The organism is Luteibacter sp. UNCMF331Sha3.1 (genome assembly GCF_900109915.1).
Classification (GTDB): Bacteria; Pseudomonadota; Gammaproteobacteria; order Xanthomonadales; family Rhodanobacteraceae; genus Luteibacter.
The window spans coordinates 964,002-980,710 of sequence record NZ_FOBU01000002.1 but is presented as its reverse complement, the minus strand read 5'-3'; the positions used below and the strand labels follow the sequence as shown (position 1 = coordinate 980,710).

Here is a 16,709-nt window from a genome sequence, read left to right as displayed (position 1 = left end):
TCGGCCGGCGCAAGGTCATGCGTTACGGCTAACTTATCGCATTCGTGACCCTGTGCAAATCGTGAAGACCTGCGTCTTGACCGCGGGTACGGTGCGTGCCAGCGTGCGAGCACCGAGTGAGGTACCGCTATCCCGTCATGAACGCGATCGACGAGCAGACCCGGCTAGCCCGCCTGCGCCATCTGCGGGTTCTCGACACCGCGCCCGAAGGGATGTTCGACGCGCTGGTCCAGGCTGCCGCCGCGATCGCGGGCATGCCGATGTCGATGCTCACGCTGATCGACGAGAACCGGCAATGGTTCAAGGCCAACGTCGGCCTGCCGGGCGTCACGGAGACGCCGCGCGAATACGCTTTCTGCCAGCACGTGGTGGCGTCGTCGCAGCCGCTCGAGGTGCTGGACGCCCGCACCGACGATCGTTTCGCCACCAATCCGCTCGTCACCGGCATGCCCGGCGTGCGTGCCTACGCCGGCTTTCCCGTGCAGACGCCGGATGGCCTGACCCTGGGTGCGCTCTGCGTCATCGACCGCGAGGCGCGACAGCTCGCGCCGAACCAGCTCGACGCGCTCGCACACCTTGCCGAAGCGGCATCGGTGGCGCTGGAGCGGCGCCTGGAACTGCTGGAGCAGCGCGAGGCGGCGGAGTCCGAGGCCAGCGAAGCCCGCCGTCTCACCGCCGTGTCGCAGGCGCTGGAAGCGGATCTGCGCGAGAGCCAGCAGTTCCTGCAGCGCACCGGACGGGTCGCGGGCATCGGCGGCTGGGAGCTCGACCTCGGTAGCTGGACGCTGCGCTGGACGGAACAGACCTTCGCCATCCACGACCTGCCCTCCGGACAGGTGCCGCGCCTCGACAGCGCGCTCGATTTCTACCCGCCCGATGCCCGCGTGATCCTGCAGCAGGCGGTCGACGCCGCGATCGAGCGGGGCACGCCGTGGGATCTCGAACTCCCGCTGGTCACCGCGAAGGGCCGGCGCATCTGGGTGCGCACGGTGGGCGCGCTCGAGCGGGAGGACGGCCGGCCGGTGCGGCTCGCCGGCGCCATCCAGGACGTGAACGACCGACGCCGCGCCATGGAGTCGCTGCAGTCCAGCGAACGGCGTTTCCGGCAGATCTTCGAACTTTCGCTCGGCCTGATCTGCACCCACGATTTCTCCGGCGTGATCCTGTCGGTCAATCCCGCGGCCGCCGCCTCGCTCGGTTTCGACATCAGCGCCATGCTGGGCCGGAATCTCTGCGATTTCATGATGCCGGCGCGGCGCCCGGCCTTCGAAGGTTACCTCTCGCGCATCCGCGAGCACGGCATCGACCGCGGCCTGCTCGAGCTCATCGCCTCCGACGGCTCGCTGCGTTACTGGCGCTACCAGAACGCCGTGGAAGAGGACCTCGACGAGCCGTACGTGCTCGGCCACGCGCAGGACGTCACCGAGCAGTACCGCTACGAGCAGCTGCTGGTGGAATGGTCGACGAAGGACGCCCTCACCAAGGCGTTCAATCGCCGCTACCTGCAAAAGCTCGAACAACAGGTGGCGCAGGGCCGTGCGTGGGCATGCCTCGTCATCGACCTCAACCACTTCAAGACGATCAACGACACCTTCGGACACCAGCGCGGCGACGAGATCCTGGTCGCCACCGTCGCCCTGCTCCATCGGTGCGTCACCGATCGCGACGCGGTGGTACGCCTTGGCGGCGACGAGTTCCTCGTGGTGATCGACGATCCCGCGCGGCTCGACGACGTGCGCGCCACCGTCGAGGAAGAAGCTGCCGTCGCGGCGATCGCCCTGAGCATCGGCGGCACGCGGAGCGAACCCGGCGAGCCCGTGGACACGGTCATCGCACGCGCCGACCGCGAGCTCTACGCCGGTCGCGAAGACCGCCGCCACGTCACCACCCATCGCCACGACACCTGACCGATCCCGGTTCCTGAGACAGACCCCGTCCATGCTCCGCCCCATGTCGAAGGGGCATGCCATGAAACCATCACGCGGAACCACCGCGCACCGTGTCGTCTGGTCCAATTACGGCTACGGCTACGAAGCCCGCCTGAGTCGTCGTGGCCGCGCTTTCGCGCGATTGCGGCGGCTGCCCGAGGGCTCGCCGTCGCGATGGGAGTTGATCTGGATCTATGGGCCCGCACGCTGGCGGCCGTGCCACGCGAACGTCGCCGTGGCCCTGGAGCGCTGCGTCGAGGCCTATGCGAAACACCATGCCGCGCACATCCGCCGCATGATGCCGCCCGATCCCTATGCGGTACCCCGCGACGACGACTGGGAAACGCTGTTCCGCCAGGACGACGTCGATTACGAGGCGACGGTCAGGCCGATCGGTCCGGTCCCAGGGGCTCGATCAGCGCGGAGCCCTGGTTCCGCGAGGAATTGACCGCTTTCGTCACCGGGTGGTACGCCAGCGGTGCCTCCGGGACCGCCGCGAACACCGCGGCCGCCTCGTCCGTATCGCCGGACATCCAGACGCGCCAGAGGTCCGGTGGCAGGATCACGGGTTGCCGCTGGTGGATGTCGGCGGTGACGCGGCCCGGCTCGCCCGTGACGATGGTGTACGTATGCAGCCAGTCGTCGTCGGGCGACGCGCGCCAGCCTTCCCACAGGCCGGCGAACATCATGAGGTGGCCTTCGGGGTCGTGGATGAAATACGGCTGCCTGGCACCCTCTTCGGTGCGCCATTCGAAATAGCCGGAAGCCGGCACGAGGCACCGGCGCTTGCGGAAGGCCGCGCGGAACGACGGCATGGTCGCCACCGTCTCCGACCGGGCGTTGAACAGTTTCGCGCCGCCCTTGCTGTCTTTCGCCCATGAAGGAACGAGGCCCCAGCGATACCACTTCACGCCGTAACCGGCGTCGCCGTGGCCGACGATCAGGCCGCGGGCCGTGGGCGCGATGTTGTAGTTCGGCTCGCGCTGGTTGATCTCGCCGATGATGTCGACTTCCAGTTCTTCCAGCACCGCCCGCGCCTCGCGACTGAGGCTGGCAGGTCCGAAGGTGGCATAGCGGCCGCACACGGGAAAAGTCTATCCGACCCGCGTGACGGCCGTGTCACGTGCCACGTGCCACGGCCGGAATCAGCGCGCGTTTTTCTTCTTTTCGTCCTTGGCCGCCTTCTTTTCTTTCATCGTCTTGGCGGGCTTTTTCTTGTCGCTCTTCTTCGAATCCATTCCCTTGCTCATATGGCGCCCCCTCGGTAAGTGCTTCGGCGACGTGCCGTCGCTGAGTGAAGACTACGCGCTATCGCACGCGTTGCGGCGAAAAAACGCGAGGGGGCGCCACGGCGGGTGGACGATCAGACCTGCGCCTGACCACCGTCGACGAACAGTTCAACGCCCGTGATGAAGCTCGCATCGTCGGAAGCGAGGAACGAAACGACCTTGGCGATCTCGTCCGGCGTGCCGGTGCGGCCCAGCGGCGACATGGCGCTGACCTGCGCGACATAGCCGGCGATCTGCTCGTCGGTGAAACCCAGCTCCGACTTGTAGCCCGGCGTCACGATCACGCCAGGGGCGACGACGTTCACACGGATATCGCGGCCCTTGAGGTCGGTGGCGAGGGTACGCGCCAGCGAACGTACCGCGGCCTTGGTCGCGGCATACACACCGAAGGCGGCCGGGCCCTGCACGGACACCATCGAGCCGTTGAGCACGATCGCCGAGCCCGGACCCATCAGCTTCAGGGCGTGCTGCACGGTGAAGAGCGTGCCCTTCACGTTGATGCCGAAGTACTTGTCGAACTGCGGCTCCGTCACCTGGTCGAGCGGGGTGAACTCGCCACCACCCGCGTTGGCGAACAGGATGTCCAGATGGCCGCTCTGGTCCTTGATCGTGGCGAAGATGCGTTCCAGATCCTCCGCGCGGGCGATATCGCCCTGCAGGGGGATGGCGCCGAGGCGCGCCGCGACGGTGTCCAGCTCGGCCTGACGACGTCCCGTGATGTACACCTTGGCGCCTTCGCGGAGGAAACGCGCCGCGGCGGCTTCGCCGATGCCCGAGCTGCCGCCGGTGACGAGGACGACCTTGCCGGCGTGGCGGGTAGTATGGATGTTGCTGGTTTCGAGGGTATGCATGATGTTCGGCTCCGGTGAGTGGGATATCGCTACGGAACCAAGTATGGGTATGGCCTGGCGCGGTCAGAATCGGCTGGTCGTGTTTTCTCTCTTTCTGGAAAGGAACAATCCATGGAACGCCTGCTGGCCATGCGCCTGTTCGCCCGCGTGGTCGAAACGGGAACGTTGACCAAGGCCGCCGCGGGCCTGCGCGTGCCGGCCTCCAGCGCCACCAAGCTGCTGCAGAGCCTGGAAGCCGAGCTCGGGGTGCAGCTTCTCGAGCGCACCACGCGCCGCGTCACGGTGACGCCCGCCGGCGCGGCGTACTACGACCACGTGCGCCGGATGCTCGACGATCTGGACGATGTCGAGGCCCAGCTGGCCCGCGGCACGCAGAGCCCGGCCGGCACCCTCCGCGTCGACACCGGGGGGTCCGTGGCGGCGCAACTGCTGATCCCCGCGATGCCCGCGTTCCGCGAGCGATATCCGGACATCCGCCTGCAGATCGGCGTGACGGACCGGAACGTCGACCTCACCGCCGAGGGTGTCGACTGCGCGATCCGCAGCAGCGCGGACGACCCCACGCTGATCGCGCGGCAGATCGCCGAACTCCCGTGGACCCTGTGTGCCAGCGCGGCGTACGTCGCGCGGCGAGGCCGGCCGACGAGCGCGGCGGACCTCGCGACGCACGACATCGTCGGCTACTTCTCCGCCGGCACCGGTCGCGCCGCGCCGCTACGGCTGCGCGGCGCGGACGCTACCGTTCGCGATCATCCCTGCACGTGTCCGGTCGAAGTGAACGAAAGCAACGCGCACGCGATGTCCGCGTGGTCCGGGCTGGGCATCGTGCAGACGCTCCGCTTCCAGGTCGGCGAGGGCCTCGCGAGCGGCGCGCTGGTCGAGCTCCTGCCCGACCTCCAGCCGCCTCCGCTCCCGGTGTACGTGGTCTATCCGCCGAACCGCCGCAACAATCCGCGCGTCCGTGCCTTCGTGGAGTGGATCGCCGACGACCTGCCACGCCGCGCGGCAGGGACCGGTTAACCTTGAATAAGGCCGGGCGCTATTCAAGGATAAGTGCTTATCCTTGAATAACGATCCGTCCGCGACCGCCAGCTCACGTCTTCCGCGGCTTGCGCTTCTCCATGTACGCACGGAACGCCTCGATGCCCGTATCGCGGCGCAGGATCTTCGAATCGGGATCGATGGTGAAACTCGCCCCTTCGGGCAGCGTCACGTCGCCGGTGCCGGTCGTCATCGGCAGCGTCACCACGCGGTCGCCGGCGCGCACGTCGACCGGCATCGGGAACGGGCCCTTGCCCGGCACCACCCACGCCAGGTGCAGCTGCTGCCCGTCGCGGGTCACGGTGAGGTCGGGCAACGCGGCCTGCTTGAGGTACACGTCGAAGAACCAGTTCATGTCCCTGCCCGACACGGTATTCACGATGTCGATGTACTCGGCGGTGGTGCCGTAACGCGGGGAGAAGTTGCCGGGAACCGGATGCTCGGTGCCGTACACCAGCAGACGCATCGAACGGCGCAGCGCATCGTCGCCGATGAGGCCGCGCAGCGTGTGCAGCATCAGGGCGCCCTTGTCGTAGATGTCCTGACCCGGGCCGCGATCTTCGTCGTAGACGTCCTCCTCGCGCTGCGGCTTACCCGACACGATCGGGTGGCGGTTGGCGATGCGGCTGCGCAGCTGCATGAGGCTCGCGAAGTACGCCTGCCGTCCACCGATCGATTCGGCGTACAGCGGCTGCATGTACGTCGCGAACGACTCGTGCAGCCACATGTCGTCCCAGTTGGCGTTGGTGACCTGGTTACCGAACCACTCGTGCGCCAGCTCGTGCTGCAGGAGGTCGTCGTAGCCGTAAGGCGTCTTCGCGTACAGGTTGCCGTAGGCATTGATGGTCTGGTGTTCCATGCCTTTGAACGGCGTTTCCGCGACGCCCATTTTCTCGGCACCGAAGGGATACGGGCCGACGGCCTCCTCGAGCAAGTCGAGCATGCGCGGGAACTCGGCGAACAGCGCCCGTGCCTGCGTCTCGTCGTCCACGTACCAGTAGTGCGTGGGCACCACGTTGCCGAAGCGGCTCGCATACGTTCCCGACACCTCGCGATACGGACCGATGTTGAGCGCGACGCCGTAGGTGCTCACGTCGCGGGCCTGCCAGTGGTACGTGCGCTGGCCGTCCTTCTCGTCCATGCCCTTCGCGACGCCATTGCCGACCGCGACCAGTGGCGACGGCACCGTGATGTGCTCGTCCACGAGGCCCGGGCGACCCATCGGGTGGTCGATGCAGGGCCAGAACAGGTCGCAGCCTTCGCCTTCGACCGCCGTGGCGACCCACGGCTGCCCGTCCGGCGCCTTCGACCAGACGAAGCCGCCATCCCATGGCGCGCGGACCGCGGTGTGCGGGCTGCCGTGGTAGACGACGCGCACGGTGGTGCGCGCGCCCTTCGCGAGCTCATGCGGCAGGTCGATCTGGAGGCGACCATCCGGATTCCGCCAAGCCCTGCTGGGCAGCGACGTCCCGTCGACCTCGATGCGGTCGATGGGCAGGTTGCGGTCCAGGTCGAGCACCACGCGGCGCAGCGGCGACGTCAGCTGGAACGTGAGCTTCGCATCGCCTTCGATCCAGTGGCGCACCGGATCGACCCGGATCGACAGATCGGCGTGCTCGAACACCACCGCCAGCTGCTCGGGTGCGCGCGTCGCGCCCGAATTCTTCGTGTAATCGGTCAGCGGCGGCGGGGCGGGCGGTGCCGAGGGCGTACAGGCGGCGGTACCGAGCGCGAGGCTCACGCCAAGCAGGAAGGACTTTTGCATGGGGGATCGACGATCATCTGTGGGACGGAAAGACGTCCACCCTACCCGGCGCGTGCCATCCGGTCATGGGTCGAAAGGATGGGTAGCTTTCCGCAGGGACATCGCGCCGGAACATCGACCTGTGTCACACAACCGCCGCCCATCGCTGTCGCGCTTCCCGTATGCTCTGCGTCCAGGGGGCAAGTCCAGTGCAACGATCGGCGGTACCGTCGCGTCAGCGGCCGGTCGCGTCGATCGCGGGTTGCCCGATCGTGTCCCGGATCGAGGCATCGGCATTGAACCAGACGAAGAAGAGCATCCTGCACGTCCGTCCCACCCACTTCACCTCCGCGGTGGCCACGGGGATGGCGGTCACGGGCCCCACCGACGACGGCTTCCTTCACCTGCACTTCTTCCGCGAGGTGCAGCGCATCACCAACGACGACGTGCCGACGCGAACCAGCGCGCCGAACGAGACGGAACTGGCGTGGGGTCACGCCGAGGCGAACATCCACCTCGTTCGCGAAGAGGTCGCCGTGATCTCGATCCCCGTCAGCCGCCTGCCCTTCATCAGCACCGTCATGAACAAGGCCGTGCGCTTCGTCGCGGGGCTGGTCAACGCGGCGCGCGACGACGAACGCCGCGCCGCGGCGGAGTCCGTCGTCGTGAAGTCCGGCACGATGCCCGTGCGACCGCGCGTCCCGGCCTGATCGCCGTTACGGCGGCGCCTGCCTGTCGTTTTCCGCCTGCACCTGCTGCAGGTCGAGGTCGCGCTCCAGATAATGCAGCAGCGCGTCGTGGATGCGACCCGCGCGATGCAGGCGCAGAAGCTCCGTGCGTCCGGCCGCGATGGCCGCGAGCACCACGTCGTAATGCTCGATGCGCTTGTTGCCGAGCGACGCCGGCGCCCGGGCGTAGCGCTCCGAGATCGTCGCGCGGTAGGCGTATTGCTCCAGCAGGCGCGGATGAATCAGCGTGCCCTGCTCGTCGTATGCCCTCGCCCTCACCGCGTCCAGCTGCGCGAGGTCGATCAGTTCGAGCGCCTGTGCCTCGGACAAGTGCACGGACTGCGCGAGGTCCGGACGATCCAGCCCGAGCCAGCGGATCACCGGTGCGATCGTGCCGCCCTGCACCACCACGGTGACCAGGATCACCGCGAACGCGGCGGCGAGCGTCAGATCGCGTCCCGGCACGGATTCCGGAAGCGACAGCGCGATCGCCAACGTCACCACCCCGCGCATGCCGGCCCAGCTGAGCAGGAACGACGCTTTCGGCGACGCGGGCAGCGGCTTGCGTCCGAACAGGCGGGCCAAGGGCACGCGGATGTAATCGGTGACGTAGATCCAGACGAAACGCGAGAGGATCACGGCGGCGAGCACCGCGAGGATCGGCGTACCGAGCGACGCCCATGCCTCGCCGAGACCGCCAAGCCGATCCACCACGCCACGCAGCGAGAAGCCGATCAGGATGAACACCAGCGCTTCGAGCAGGAAGATCATCACTTCCCAGAACGCGAAGCTGCGCATGCGCACGTTAGCGGCGAGCACCTCGTGCTGGTACCAGCCGAAGATGATGCCGCACGAGACCACCGACATCACGCCCGACACGTGCAGCGATTCGCCGCCGATGTACGCCGCCCATGGCGACAGGCAGCCGGCGGTGGTGGCGAGGAACTCGTGCCGGATGTGACGCAGCGAGAACACCACGGCGGCGCCGACGATCGCGCCGACCACGATGCCACCGAAGGCCAGGCCGGCGAAACTGAGCACCGCGGCCTGCGTGCTGAAGGCGCCGGTGAGCGCCGCGGCGACGGCGAAGCGGAACAGCACGAGGCCCGTCGCGTCGTTGAGCAGGCTTTCGCCCTCCAGCAACACGAGCAGGCGGCGCGGAAGCCGCACCTTGCCGAGCACCGCCTTGGCCGCGACGGCGTCGGGCGGCGATACGACCGCGCCCAGCGCGAAACACGCGGCCCAGGGCAGCGACGGCAGCACCCAGTGCACGGTGACGCCGACCACGAACGTGGTGAACACGACGGCGCCCACCGCGAGCCAGAGGATGCCGCCGAGGTACTTACGGAATTCGGACCAGACGGTATAGAAGGCCCCATCCATCAACAGCGGTGGCAGGAACACCGTCAGCACCAGCTCCGGATCGAAGCTGACTTCCGGGATGCCGGGAAGGAAAGCGATGGCGATGCCACCCGCCAGCAAGGCGGCCGACGTCGGCAGGCGGAACCGTCGGGCGATCAGCTCGAGGGCGAGGATCGCGACCAGGAGGATCAGGATGAATTTGAATGTCTCGGTCGACGCCATGCGTCCTCCCCCTCGTTAACCCGAACATCTTATCCGCGCTCCGCGCGCTGGGGATTGCAGCATTCCCGCACGTCCTCGGTCTTCTCGTCGGTCCGTCCCGCCGTCCGGGGACGGCATGCCCCTGCCGGAAGTCATGCATTGTCCTGATGTTGTCGTTTTGCCAGACTCGATGAACCGTCCCTGAAAATGCGAGCCTGCCGATGCGACAGAAGCGCCCTGCCCTCCACCACGTCAGGACCGCCTTGTCGGTCGGCGTCACGTCCGTCTGCCTCGCGCTGCTCGCGGGCCCCGTGGCCGCCCAGCAGACGGCGCTGACGCCCGAGCAGAAAGCCCTGGTCGACAAGCGCAACGACATCGAGCAGCAGCTCGAGGACGTCGCGGTGATCGACCGCAAGGTCATGGTGAAGATGCGCGACGGCAAGCGCATGGCGGCGGACGTCTACCGCCCGAAGAACGCCAGCGGCAAGGTGCCCACGATCTTCGTGCGCACGCCGTACAACTTCAATTTCTGGGACGTGAAGCTCGGCGCGCCACGCGACATGAGCCGCCAGCTCGCCGCCGTGAAGCGTGGCTACGCCTATGTGGACATGAACGAGCGCGGCCACTTCTTCTCGGAAGGCAACTACGAAATCCTCGGCGCGCCGCTCAGCGACGGCGTCGACGCCGTGCGCTGGATGACGTCGCAGCCGTGGTCGAACGGCAAGGTCGGCACCACGGGTTGTTCGTCGACCGCGGAATGGCAGATGGCCGTGGTGGCCGAGAACGAGCCGGGTCTCGCCACGTTCAACGTGCAGGGCTTCGGCGCCGGCGTCGGCAAGGTCGGTCCGTACTACGAGCAGGGCAACTGGTATCGCGGCGGCGCCGTGCAGATGCTCTTCATCTCGTGGCTTTACGGCGAGCAGAACCAGGTGCGTCCGATGTTCCCCGCGGGCACGTCGCAGGCCGACCTGATCCGTGCCTCGAAATCGTTCGACCTGGCCCAGCAACTGCCGCCCGTCGACTGGGACAAGGCGTTCTGGACGCTGCCCGAAAAGGACATCATGAAAGCGATCGATGGCCCGAAGGGCATCTTCGCCGACGCGATGGACGTGCCCACGGGCGGCAACATGATCGCGCGCACGCCGAACAGTCCCGCCTGGTACAAGGGCGGTCTCTGGCACGAGACCATGAAAGTGAACAAGCCGGGCCTGTGGTTCATGAGCTGGTTCGACGTGTCGGTCTCGCCGAACCTCGCTGCCTACAACCACGTGCGTTCGACGGCATCGAAGGCGATCGCCGACCAGCAGTACGCCGTGATCGCCCCGGTTCTGCATTGCGCCTTCTCGCGCGCCACCGAACACACCATGATCGGCGACCTCGACATGGGCGACGCGCGCTTCGATTACGAGGCGCTCGTGTTCGGCTGGTTCGACAAGTTCCTCAAGGGCGTCGACAGCCCGGTCGTCGATAAGCAGCCCAAGGTGATGTACTACGTGATGGGCGAGAACAAGTGGCGGGATTCGCCCACGTGGCCGCCGGCCGGTGCCACGACGCGCGACCTGTACTTCACCAGCGGCGGCAAGGCGAACACGCTCTACGGCGACGGCAGGCTCGTCGACAAGGCCGCCGGCAACGGCACCCCGGACACCTTCCTCTACGATCCGGCCAACCCCGTGACCACGCTCGGTGGCGGCGGGTGCTGCCAGGGCACCGCGGTGAAGTTCGGCTCGTTCGACCAGAACCCGCAGCTGACACGCAACGACATCCTGGTCTACGACTCGGAAACCTTCAGGGAAGGCACCGAAGTCAGCGGTCCGATCACCGTGACGCTTTACGTGTCGTCGGATGCGAAGGACACCGACTTCACGTTCAAGGTGATGGACGTCTACCCCGATGGCAAGGCGTTCAATCTCACCGAGAACATCCAGCGGATGCGTTATCGCGAGGGCTACGACAAGCCGCCGGTGTGGATGAAGGACGGCGAGGTCTACAAGGTGACCTTCCAGCCGATCGACACAAGCAACTACTTCAAGGCCGGGCACAAGCTGCGCGTCGCGATATCGAGCAGCAACTTCCCGCGCTTCGACCGCAACCTCAACACCGGTGGCAACAACTTCGACGAAGCCCGCGGCGTAATCGCCCACAACACCGTGTATCACGACGCGGCGCATCCTTCGAAGATCACCTATACGGTGGTGCCGCGGACGAATCCCTAATACGGCTGTCTCTGTCCTCTTGTGTGGGAGCGGCCCAGGCCGCTCCCACATGAGCAAGAACTCGCCGCAAGTGCATCAGACAGGCTTGCAGTCCCTGTTTACTTTCCCCGCGTCGGTCGTCACGCAAAGCGTGAACCCCGCGGGCAGATCGTCGACGAGGCGCTCTTCCCTCGCCGCCAGCGAGAAGGCGCGCACTTCCCTGCCCTCGTCGAACACCGTGTACCAGCAGTGCCCGCTACGGCTCGCCTCGCAGGCGAAGCGGGCGCGGCCCATGCGCACTTCCGTGCGGCTCTCCAGGGTGACGGTGCCGTTTTCCCGTGCCGACGCCGTCAGCGTGCGGTTCTGGGTATCCGTGCAGCCGGCGAGGTTCATGAAACAGTAGATGATCGCGAGAAAGAAGCGCATCGGAGTCTCCTTGCCTACATGGCACGAAAGATGGCCATGAACGGCTGGCTGACGCTGAGGGTTTCGGGGCGGCCGCGCAGGTGCAGGCAGCCCTTGCCGGTGTCGTCGCGCTCGACCGACGCGACCTGGCGCAGGTTGACGATCGTGGACCGATGGATCTGGCGGAAGATCCTCGGGTCGAGCTGACGGAGCAGGTCGCGGATCGGGCGGGTCAGCAACGCGTCGCCGTCCGTCGTCGCCACCAGCGTGTACTTGTTGTCCGCGCGGAAATAGATCACGTCCTCCACGAGGATCAGGCGCGTGGCCCGGCCCGTGCTCGCGGTGACCCACGTGAGGGGCTCGTCCGGCGTGGCGTCGAATCGTGGGGACAGATCCTTCGCCAGCTGCGCCGTGCGGCCCGCGTGCCGCGCCGCGTCCGAGAGACGACTGCGCAGGCGCACCACCGTCTGTGCGAGCCGTTCCGCGGTGACCGGCTTCAGCAGGTAGTCGATGGCGCCCCGCTCGAAGGCATCCACCGCGTACTGGTCGTACGCCGTGATGAACACCACGAGCGTCGACGGACTGACGTCGGCGGCGGCCGCGGCCACTTCCATGCCCGTGAGGCCGGGCATGCGGATGTCGAGAAACGCCACCTCGGGACGATGGGTCGCGATCGCTTCCAGCGCCTCGCCACCGTCTTCGGCGATCGCGACGACGTCCAGTTCCGGCCAGGCCAGCGCCAGCTCGCGTTGCAGCGCGGCGGACAGCAGCTTTTCGTCTTCGGCGATGATGCACTCAGGCATGATCCGCTCCGGTCACCGGCAACGTGATCGTCGCCGCGACACCATGGGGAAAGTTGTTGCCGATGGCGAACGTCGCGGCGGTGCCATACATGAGGCGCAGCCGCTCGCGCAGGTTCTTCAGCCCGATGCCGGTGCCCGCACCGTCGCTGCGAAAACCCATGCCGTCGTCCGCCACGGTGAGCGACAGGCCCGAGCCGTCGACGCCGGCGCGAATCCAGATGCCGCCACCGCCAGGCTTCGGCTCGAGCCCGTGCTTGATGGCGTTCTCGACGAGCGTTTGCAGCATCATCGACGGCATCGGCACCTTCATGGCCTCCGTGGGCACGTCGGTATGCACGGTGAGGCGTTCGCCCATGCGCAAGCGCATGATTTCGAGCCAGGCGGTCGATCGCTCCAGCTCCTCGCCCAGCGTCGACAGGGAACCGTCCGTGCGCGGCAGCGAGCGACGCAGGTAGTCGATCAGGTGGCCGAGCATGCGATCGGCGCGTGCGGGATCCGTGCGCACGAGTTCCTGCGCGCTGGCCAGCGTGTTGTAGAGGAAGTGCGGCTCGACCTGCGCCTGCAGCAGACCCAGCTGCGCGGCGGTCAGTTCCTTTTCCATCGCCGTCTGCCGCACGTCGGCGCGCTCGCGGTTGCGCAGCTCGCTCAGGCGTTGCGTGGTGGCGCGCACCAGTGTCTCCACGTATTCCAGCGATGCCCCGCCGTCGGGCTTGAACCAGTCCGTCCATGCGCCGCTGTCCGGCTCGCAGACGTACATCACGCTGCACGAGCCGTCGACCGGCGTGATCGTGGCGAAGACCTTCGTGCTGCGATCGAGCGCGGCATGGTACTTCGCCACACGCCGGAGACGCGTGGCCTCGTCGTGGGGAGCGCGGATCGCCGCCCGCACCTGCAGGCTGCCGCGTACCGCATGCACGTCGTGCACGTGGGGCAACTCGCGGATGATGCCCTCCACCACGGCGAACGCCTCGTCGGCGGGATACGGCACCTCGACACGGCGCCGTTGTCGGTTGGAGACCGTCTCGCCGTCGATCCGTCCCGCGATCACGCGTACCCGATAGAGATGCGTCAGGCCGCGCGCCAGCGACATCAGCAGGCCGGCGAACCACAGCATGGTGAAGATCAGCGGAAAATCCCCGCGATTCCAGTCCAGCATGCTCCAGACCACGAGGAGCACGCATAGCGCGGCAAGCCATGCCACGACGATGCGAAAGAGGAATTTGAGACTCGCCATCACATGCACTCCACCCTGGATTGGCGGGGAGCATACGACGCGGTCGGCGGCACATCACGGCGATTCCGACGAAACGCCGCATACGCCGACGAAAGCGGGCTTGCGCGGCGCAGCATGACCTCGCGGCCTGCATGGTCCATGCTCGGGAAACGGCTTGCTGGTGGGGACCACGAGCCACGACAAAAACAAAAGGGGTTAACGCATGGCTTTATTGCTCGTCGTTTTCGCTGTTGTCGTACTCGCGATCTATCTCGGCATCCAGATGCTGCCGAAACACCATCCGTCCAACTGGCTGCTTGGCATCGTCGGCGGTGCCTGCCTCGTTTTGGCCTGGTATGCCATCTTCCGGCCCATGCTGCTCGCCTCGGGCGGCAACGATCCCTCGCTCATCGCGGTCGGCCTCACGGCCGCCGGCATCGTGTCCTGCGTGCTCGGCATCGTCTGCCTGGGTGTATGCGTGTGGCGCGACCCGGCCCGCTTCTGGATGCTCTCGATCGTGTTCATCGGCGTCATCGGCGCCACGCAGATGACCGCCCTCACCTGAGCGGGGAAACGATGCGGCTGGGGTCCAGTCGCATCGTCGTACGAGCGGATCAGACCGAGGCGACGGGTCCGCCGTTCGCGGCACCGACGTGCGTGTAGTTGAACGCGGTGAGCGTGGCCGTGCCATCGACGCACTCGAGCACCGCGTGCGCGCCGAAAGGCAACGTCCACTTGTCCGCGCCATGGCCGAACGTGAGGCCACGAAGGATCGGCAGGTTGCACGCACGGCCGAATCGCTGCAGCGCGTGGTCGATGTCGTAACCGTTGTCGTATTCGCTCACTCGCTGGCCACCCAGACCACCGACGAGGATGGCGCGCTGGTGCTCGAGCACGCCGGCGAGCTTGAGCTCGTAGAGCATGCGCTCGATGCGCCAGGCCTGCTCGCCCACCTCTTCCACGAAGAGGATGCCGCCGTCGATGCGCGGCAGGAACGGCGTGCCGGCCAACGCGCACAGCGACGAGAGATTGCCGCCCCAGAGCGTGCCTTCGACCAGCAGGTCGTCCTGGTCGTCCGGGCAGGTCCAGCTCATGTCGGTGCGCGGCGAGAGCACCGTATGCCAGAAATGTCGCCAGGTGTTTTCGCGCAGATAAGCGGCACCGAAATCCGGCACCAGCATCGGCCCGTGCAGCGAGCCGATAGCGCTGCGCGCGTAGAGCGCGCACTGAAGGATGGTGAAGTCGCCGTGGCCCACGATGACGAATGGCTCGTCGAGGAAACGGGAGGCAAGCCCGTCGAAGTCGATCCTGTCCAGCAAGGGAAGGTGGCCGTAGCTACCGCACGTCGCCATGACCAGATCCGGCACTGCGACATCGGCACGGGCCAGCTGGTTGAGATCCGAGGCGCGCTCCGCCTCCGTACCCGCGAACCGGAGGTGGATCCGGTCCAGCACTTCGGTACCGCGCACGGTGTGGCCGGCGGCCATCAGGCGCTCGATGCCGCGCTCGCCTGCCGCGCGGTCTTCCGCGTAGCCGGATGGCGCGATGAGCCGTATATCCAGACGTTTAGGCATGTGGGGCAAAGGATGGCCCTCCCCATGCGTAAAGGCAACCGGAAGTTGGCCGACGCCGCGCACGGGACCTGCGATGGACCCCGCCGCGCGAACGCCGCCCAGGCTGCCGACCTGTTCCCGGAAGCTCACCAGCCGTCGTATTCCTCTGCCGTGCTGAGATCGTCGGCCGTCGCGTTACGCGTCAGCGTTTCGCGGGGCTGCTCGCCGAACACGCTGCGGTACTTTTCCGCGAAGCGCGAGAGGTCCCACATGCCGCAACTCAGCGCCACCGACTTGACCGAACGACGTCCCGCCTCGGCCGTGACCAGGCTGCGATGGGCGGTGCACAGGCGCAACATCGCCAGGTACCGGTTGGGCGGAATGCCGAGCAGGTCGTCGAACGCGTAGCGCAGGCCCCGTTCGCTCGCGCCCGCGGCCTGGCAGAGTTCCAGCGAGTAGATGTCGCGGCGCAGGTTCGCGCGCATGAAGCGCTCGGCGCGACGCACCACCTGATAGTGCGCGCGGCGGCCCCGCGAGGCGACCGGACGTTCTTCCGACGACGACGACAGCGCGACGCGGATGTGCTCGTCGAGGAGGTCTTCGATCGGCCCCATGCTGAACTCGCCCGCGTCGCGCACCTGGGCGGCGATCTGCCGGTAGGCGCGGCGAAGGTGCTCGGATCGCACGGAAAACAGGCGCAGGCGCTGCGCGGCCATGTCGACGTCGGCATGGTCGGACGCGAGGAACCGCGCGCGGAACTTCGCGTACGGCGCGACCACGAGCGTGAACCGCGTGCCGCGTTCGAACATGAAATCGGTGGGTGTGCCGCGCAGCAGCGTTACGGCCATGTCGGATTCGATGCCGACGCCCTGGCACCAGCTGCGCTCGCCCGCTTCGTGCAGGAACACGAGCATGCAGGCGTCTTCGGGAACGGTGAGCGATCCGCGCACGTCGAAGTCGATGTGCCCGGTGAGGTAGGTGACGCCGTCGTGCGTGGCGGACGCGATGGCGGCGCGCGGTCGCGCGGGGCTCAGCGTCAACAGATCGACCTCGCACAGACCGAGCGAGGCGCCCAGTGTGACCAGATCGTAATCTTCCAGACCCTGTACGTCGGAAGGACGACTCATGCGGATTTCCCCCTGCCAAGTGCAACCCAGGCCGCCGGCGACGGCGGCAACGATGTCAGATCGTCGAACCCACTGCTGGCAACGCCCCGATCGCCGCACCTGCCCGTATACCCGTCGCGCATCACCATTACGCACCCCCGCGTCTTGCCCATGGGGCTTTCGCCCCGCCCGCTCCTGACGCCGACCCCGGACCCCGTTTCCGGCAAAGCCGTCGGCAGCGTCTATAACTAACGGTGTATGGGACCAAATGCCAGCACTTTGTGAATTTG

Annotated in this window: 15 protein-coding genes; 6 read left to right on the top strand and 9 right to left on the bottom strand. The window is 67.1% G+C overall.

Annotation, left to right across the window (positions count from 1 at the left end):
- The first annotated feature begins 137 nt into the window (after positions 1–137).
- Positions 138–1,907 (top strand): diguanylate cyclase domain-containing protein, encoded by a 1,770-nt coding sequence (locus tag BMX32_RS12880; protein ID WP_089979383.1) that lies wholly within the window; start codon positions 138–140, stop codon positions 1,905–1,907.
- A 61-nt stretch (positions 1,908–1,968) separates the two neighbouring features.
- Entirely contained in the window at positions 1,969–2,376 is a 408-nt protein-coding gene (locus BMX32_RS18470) for a hypothetical protein (protein WP_139206726.1), read from the top strand.
- On the opposite strand, the gene BMX32_RS12875 is transcribed toward BMX32_RS18470, so the two are convergent.
- Both BMX32_RS12875 and BMX32_RS12865 read right to left on the bottom strand, forming a co-directional pair.
- On the bottom strand, positions 2,312–3,013 hold the full coding sequence (locus BMX32_RS12875) for an SOS response-associated peptidase (protein ID WP_089979381.1): 702 nt from the start codon (positions 3,011–3,013) through the stop codon (positions 2,312–2,314). The two genes, BMX32_RS18470 and BMX32_RS12875, sit on opposite strands and share 65 nt — an antisense overlap.
- A gap of 278 nt (positions 3,014–3,291) precedes the next feature.
- Entirely contained in the window at positions 3,292–4,068 is a 777-nt protein-coding gene (locus BMX32_RS12865) for an SDR family NAD(P)-dependent oxidoreductase (protein ID WP_089979378.1), read from the bottom strand.
- A 111-nt stretch (positions 4,069–4,179) separates the two neighbouring features.
- Between BMX32_RS12865 and BMX32_RS12860 the strand changes: the two genes are divergently transcribed.
- Positions 4,180–5,088, top strand: coding sequence for a LysR family transcriptional regulator (locus BMX32_RS12860; RefSeq protein ID WP_029213386.1), 909 nt, complete (start codon positions 4,180–4,182; stop codon positions 5,086–5,088).
- Between the two features lie 73 nt (positions 5,089–5,161).
- Here the strand turns inward: BMX32_RS12860 and BMX32_RS12855 are convergent, their stop codons facing one another.
- Positions 5,162–6,874: a M1 family metallopeptidase gene (locus BMX32_RS12855; protein WP_089979376.1), complete on the bottom strand. Its 1,713-nt coding sequence runs from the start codon at positions 6,872–6,874 to the stop codon at positions 5,162–5,164.
- Between the two features lie 251 nt (positions 6,875–7,125).
- On the opposite strand from BMX32_RS12855, the gene BMX32_RS12850 reads away from it, so the two are divergent.
- Positions 7,126–7,563 (top strand): hypothetical protein, encoded by a 438-nt coding sequence (locus BMX32_RS12850; protein ID WP_139206725.1) that lies wholly within the window; start codon positions 7,126–7,128, stop codon positions 7,561–7,563.
- Between the two features lie 6 nt (positions 7,564–7,569).
- Here the strand turns inward: BMX32_RS12850 and BMX32_RS12845 are convergent, their stop codons facing one another.
- On the bottom strand, positions 7,570–9,165 hold the full coding sequence (locus BMX32_RS12845; RefSeq protein ID WP_089979375.1) for a Na+/H+ antiporter: 1,596 nt from the start codon (positions 9,163–9,165) through the stop codon (positions 7,570–7,572).
- 242 nt (positions 9,166–9,407) lie between these two features.
- Here BMX32_RS12845 and BMX32_RS12840 point away from each other — a divergent pair, with 242 nt between their 5' ends.
- Complete coding sequence (locus BMX32_RS12840) at positions 9,408–11,360, top strand: CocE/NonD family hydrolase (RefSeq protein WP_211664213.1); 1,953 nt, start codon at positions 9,408–9,410, stop codon at positions 11,358–11,360.
- Between the two features lie 75 nt (positions 11,361–11,435).
- On the opposite strand, the gene BMX32_RS12835 is transcribed toward BMX32_RS12840, so the two are convergent.
- The 3 genes from BMX32_RS12835 to BMX32_RS12825 are packed head-to-tail and all read right to left on the bottom strand — an operon-like array spanning position 11,436 to position 13,781.
- Complete coding sequence (locus BMX32_RS12835) at positions 11,436–11,765, bottom strand: polysaccharide deacetylase family protein (protein WP_089979371.1); 330 nt, start codon at positions 11,763–11,765, stop codon at positions 11,436–11,438.
- A gap of 14 nt (positions 11,766–11,779) precedes the next feature.
- Positions 11,780–12,547 carry a LytR/AlgR family response regulator transcription factor gene (locus tag BMX32_RS12830; RefSeq protein WP_089979369.1) on the bottom strand — a complete coding sequence of 256 codons (768 nt, stop codon included), beginning with the start codon at positions 12,545–12,547 and terminating at the stop codon, positions 11,780–11,782.
- Positions 12,540–13,781 (bottom strand): sensor histidine kinase, encoded by a 1,242-nt coding sequence (locus tag BMX32_RS12825; RefSeq protein WP_244511519.1) that lies wholly within the window; start codon positions 13,779–13,781, stop codon positions 12,540–12,542. Before BMX32_RS12825 ends, BMX32_RS12830 begins: the two co-directional genes overlap by 8 nt.
- A 202-nt stretch (positions 13,782–13,983) precedes the next feature.
- Between BMX32_RS12825 and BMX32_RS12820 the strand changes: the two genes are divergently transcribed.
- Complete coding sequence (locus tag BMX32_RS12820; protein WP_139206724.1) at positions 13,984–14,325, top strand: hypothetical protein; 342 nt, start codon at positions 13,984–13,986, stop codon at positions 14,323–14,325.
- 49 nt (positions 14,326–14,374) lie between these two features.
- Here BMX32_RS12820 and BMX32_RS12815 read toward each other — a convergent pair whose 3' ends face one another.
- Positions 14,375–15,334: an LD-carboxypeptidase gene (locus BMX32_RS12815; RefSeq protein WP_089979364.1), complete on the bottom strand. Its 960-nt coding sequence runs from the start codon at positions 15,332–15,334 to the stop codon at positions 14,375–14,377.
- Between the two features lie 125 nt (positions 15,335–15,459).
- Positions 15,460–16,440: a helix-turn-helix domain-containing protein gene (locus BMX32_RS12810; RefSeq protein ID WP_049808610.1), complete on the bottom strand. Its 981-nt coding sequence runs from the start codon at positions 16,438–16,440 to the stop codon at positions 15,460–15,462.
- Between the last annotated feature and the right edge of the window lie 269 nt (positions 16,441–16,709).

Coding starts and splice junctions, on each gene's coding strand:
- BMX32_RS12880 (WP_089979383.1), top strand. CDS start 138: ATGAACGCGATCGACGAGCAGACCCGGCTAGCCCGCCTGCGCCATCTG.
- BMX32_RS18470 (WP_139206726.1), top strand. CDS start 1,969: ATGAAACCATCACGCGGAACCACCGCGCACCGTGTCGTCTGGTCCAAT.
- BMX32_RS12865 (WP_089979378.1), bottom strand. CDS start 4,068: ATGCATACCCTCGAAACCAGCAACATCCATACTACCCGCCACGCCGGC.
- BMX32_RS12860 (WP_029213386.1), top strand. CDS start 4,180: ATGGAACGCCTGCTGGCCATGCGCCTGTTCGCCCGCGTGGTCGAAACG.
- BMX32_RS12855 (WP_089979376.1), bottom strand. CDS start 6,874: ATGCAAAAGTCCTTCCTGCTTGGCGTGAGCCTCGCGCTCGGTACCGCC.
- BMX32_RS12845 (WP_089979375.1), bottom strand. CDS start 9,165: ATGGCGTCGACCGAGACATTCAAATTCATCCTGATCCTCCTGGTCGCG.
- BMX32_RS12835 (WP_089979371.1), bottom strand. CDS start 11,765: ATGCGCTTCTTTCTCGCGATCATCTACTGTTTCATGAACCTCGCCGGC.
- BMX32_RS12830 (WP_089979369.1), bottom strand. CDS start 12,547: ATGCCTGAGTGCATCATCGCCGAAGACGAAAAGCTGCTGTCCGCCGCG.
- BMX32_RS12825 (WP_244511519.1), bottom strand. CDS start 13,781: ATGGCGAGTCTCAAATTCCTCTTTCGCATCGTCGTGGCATGGCTTGCC.
- BMX32_RS12820 (WP_139206724.1), top strand. CDS start 13,984: ATGGCTTTATTGCTCGTCGTTTTCGCTGTTGTCGTACTCGCGATCTAT.
- BMX32_RS12815 (WP_089979364.1), bottom strand. CDS start 15,334: ATGCCTAAACGTCTGGATATACGGCTCATCGCGCCATCCGGCTACGCG.
- BMX32_RS12810 (WP_049808610.1), bottom strand. CDS start 16,440: ATGAGTCGTCCTTCCGACGTACAGGGTCTGGAAGATTACGATCTGGTC.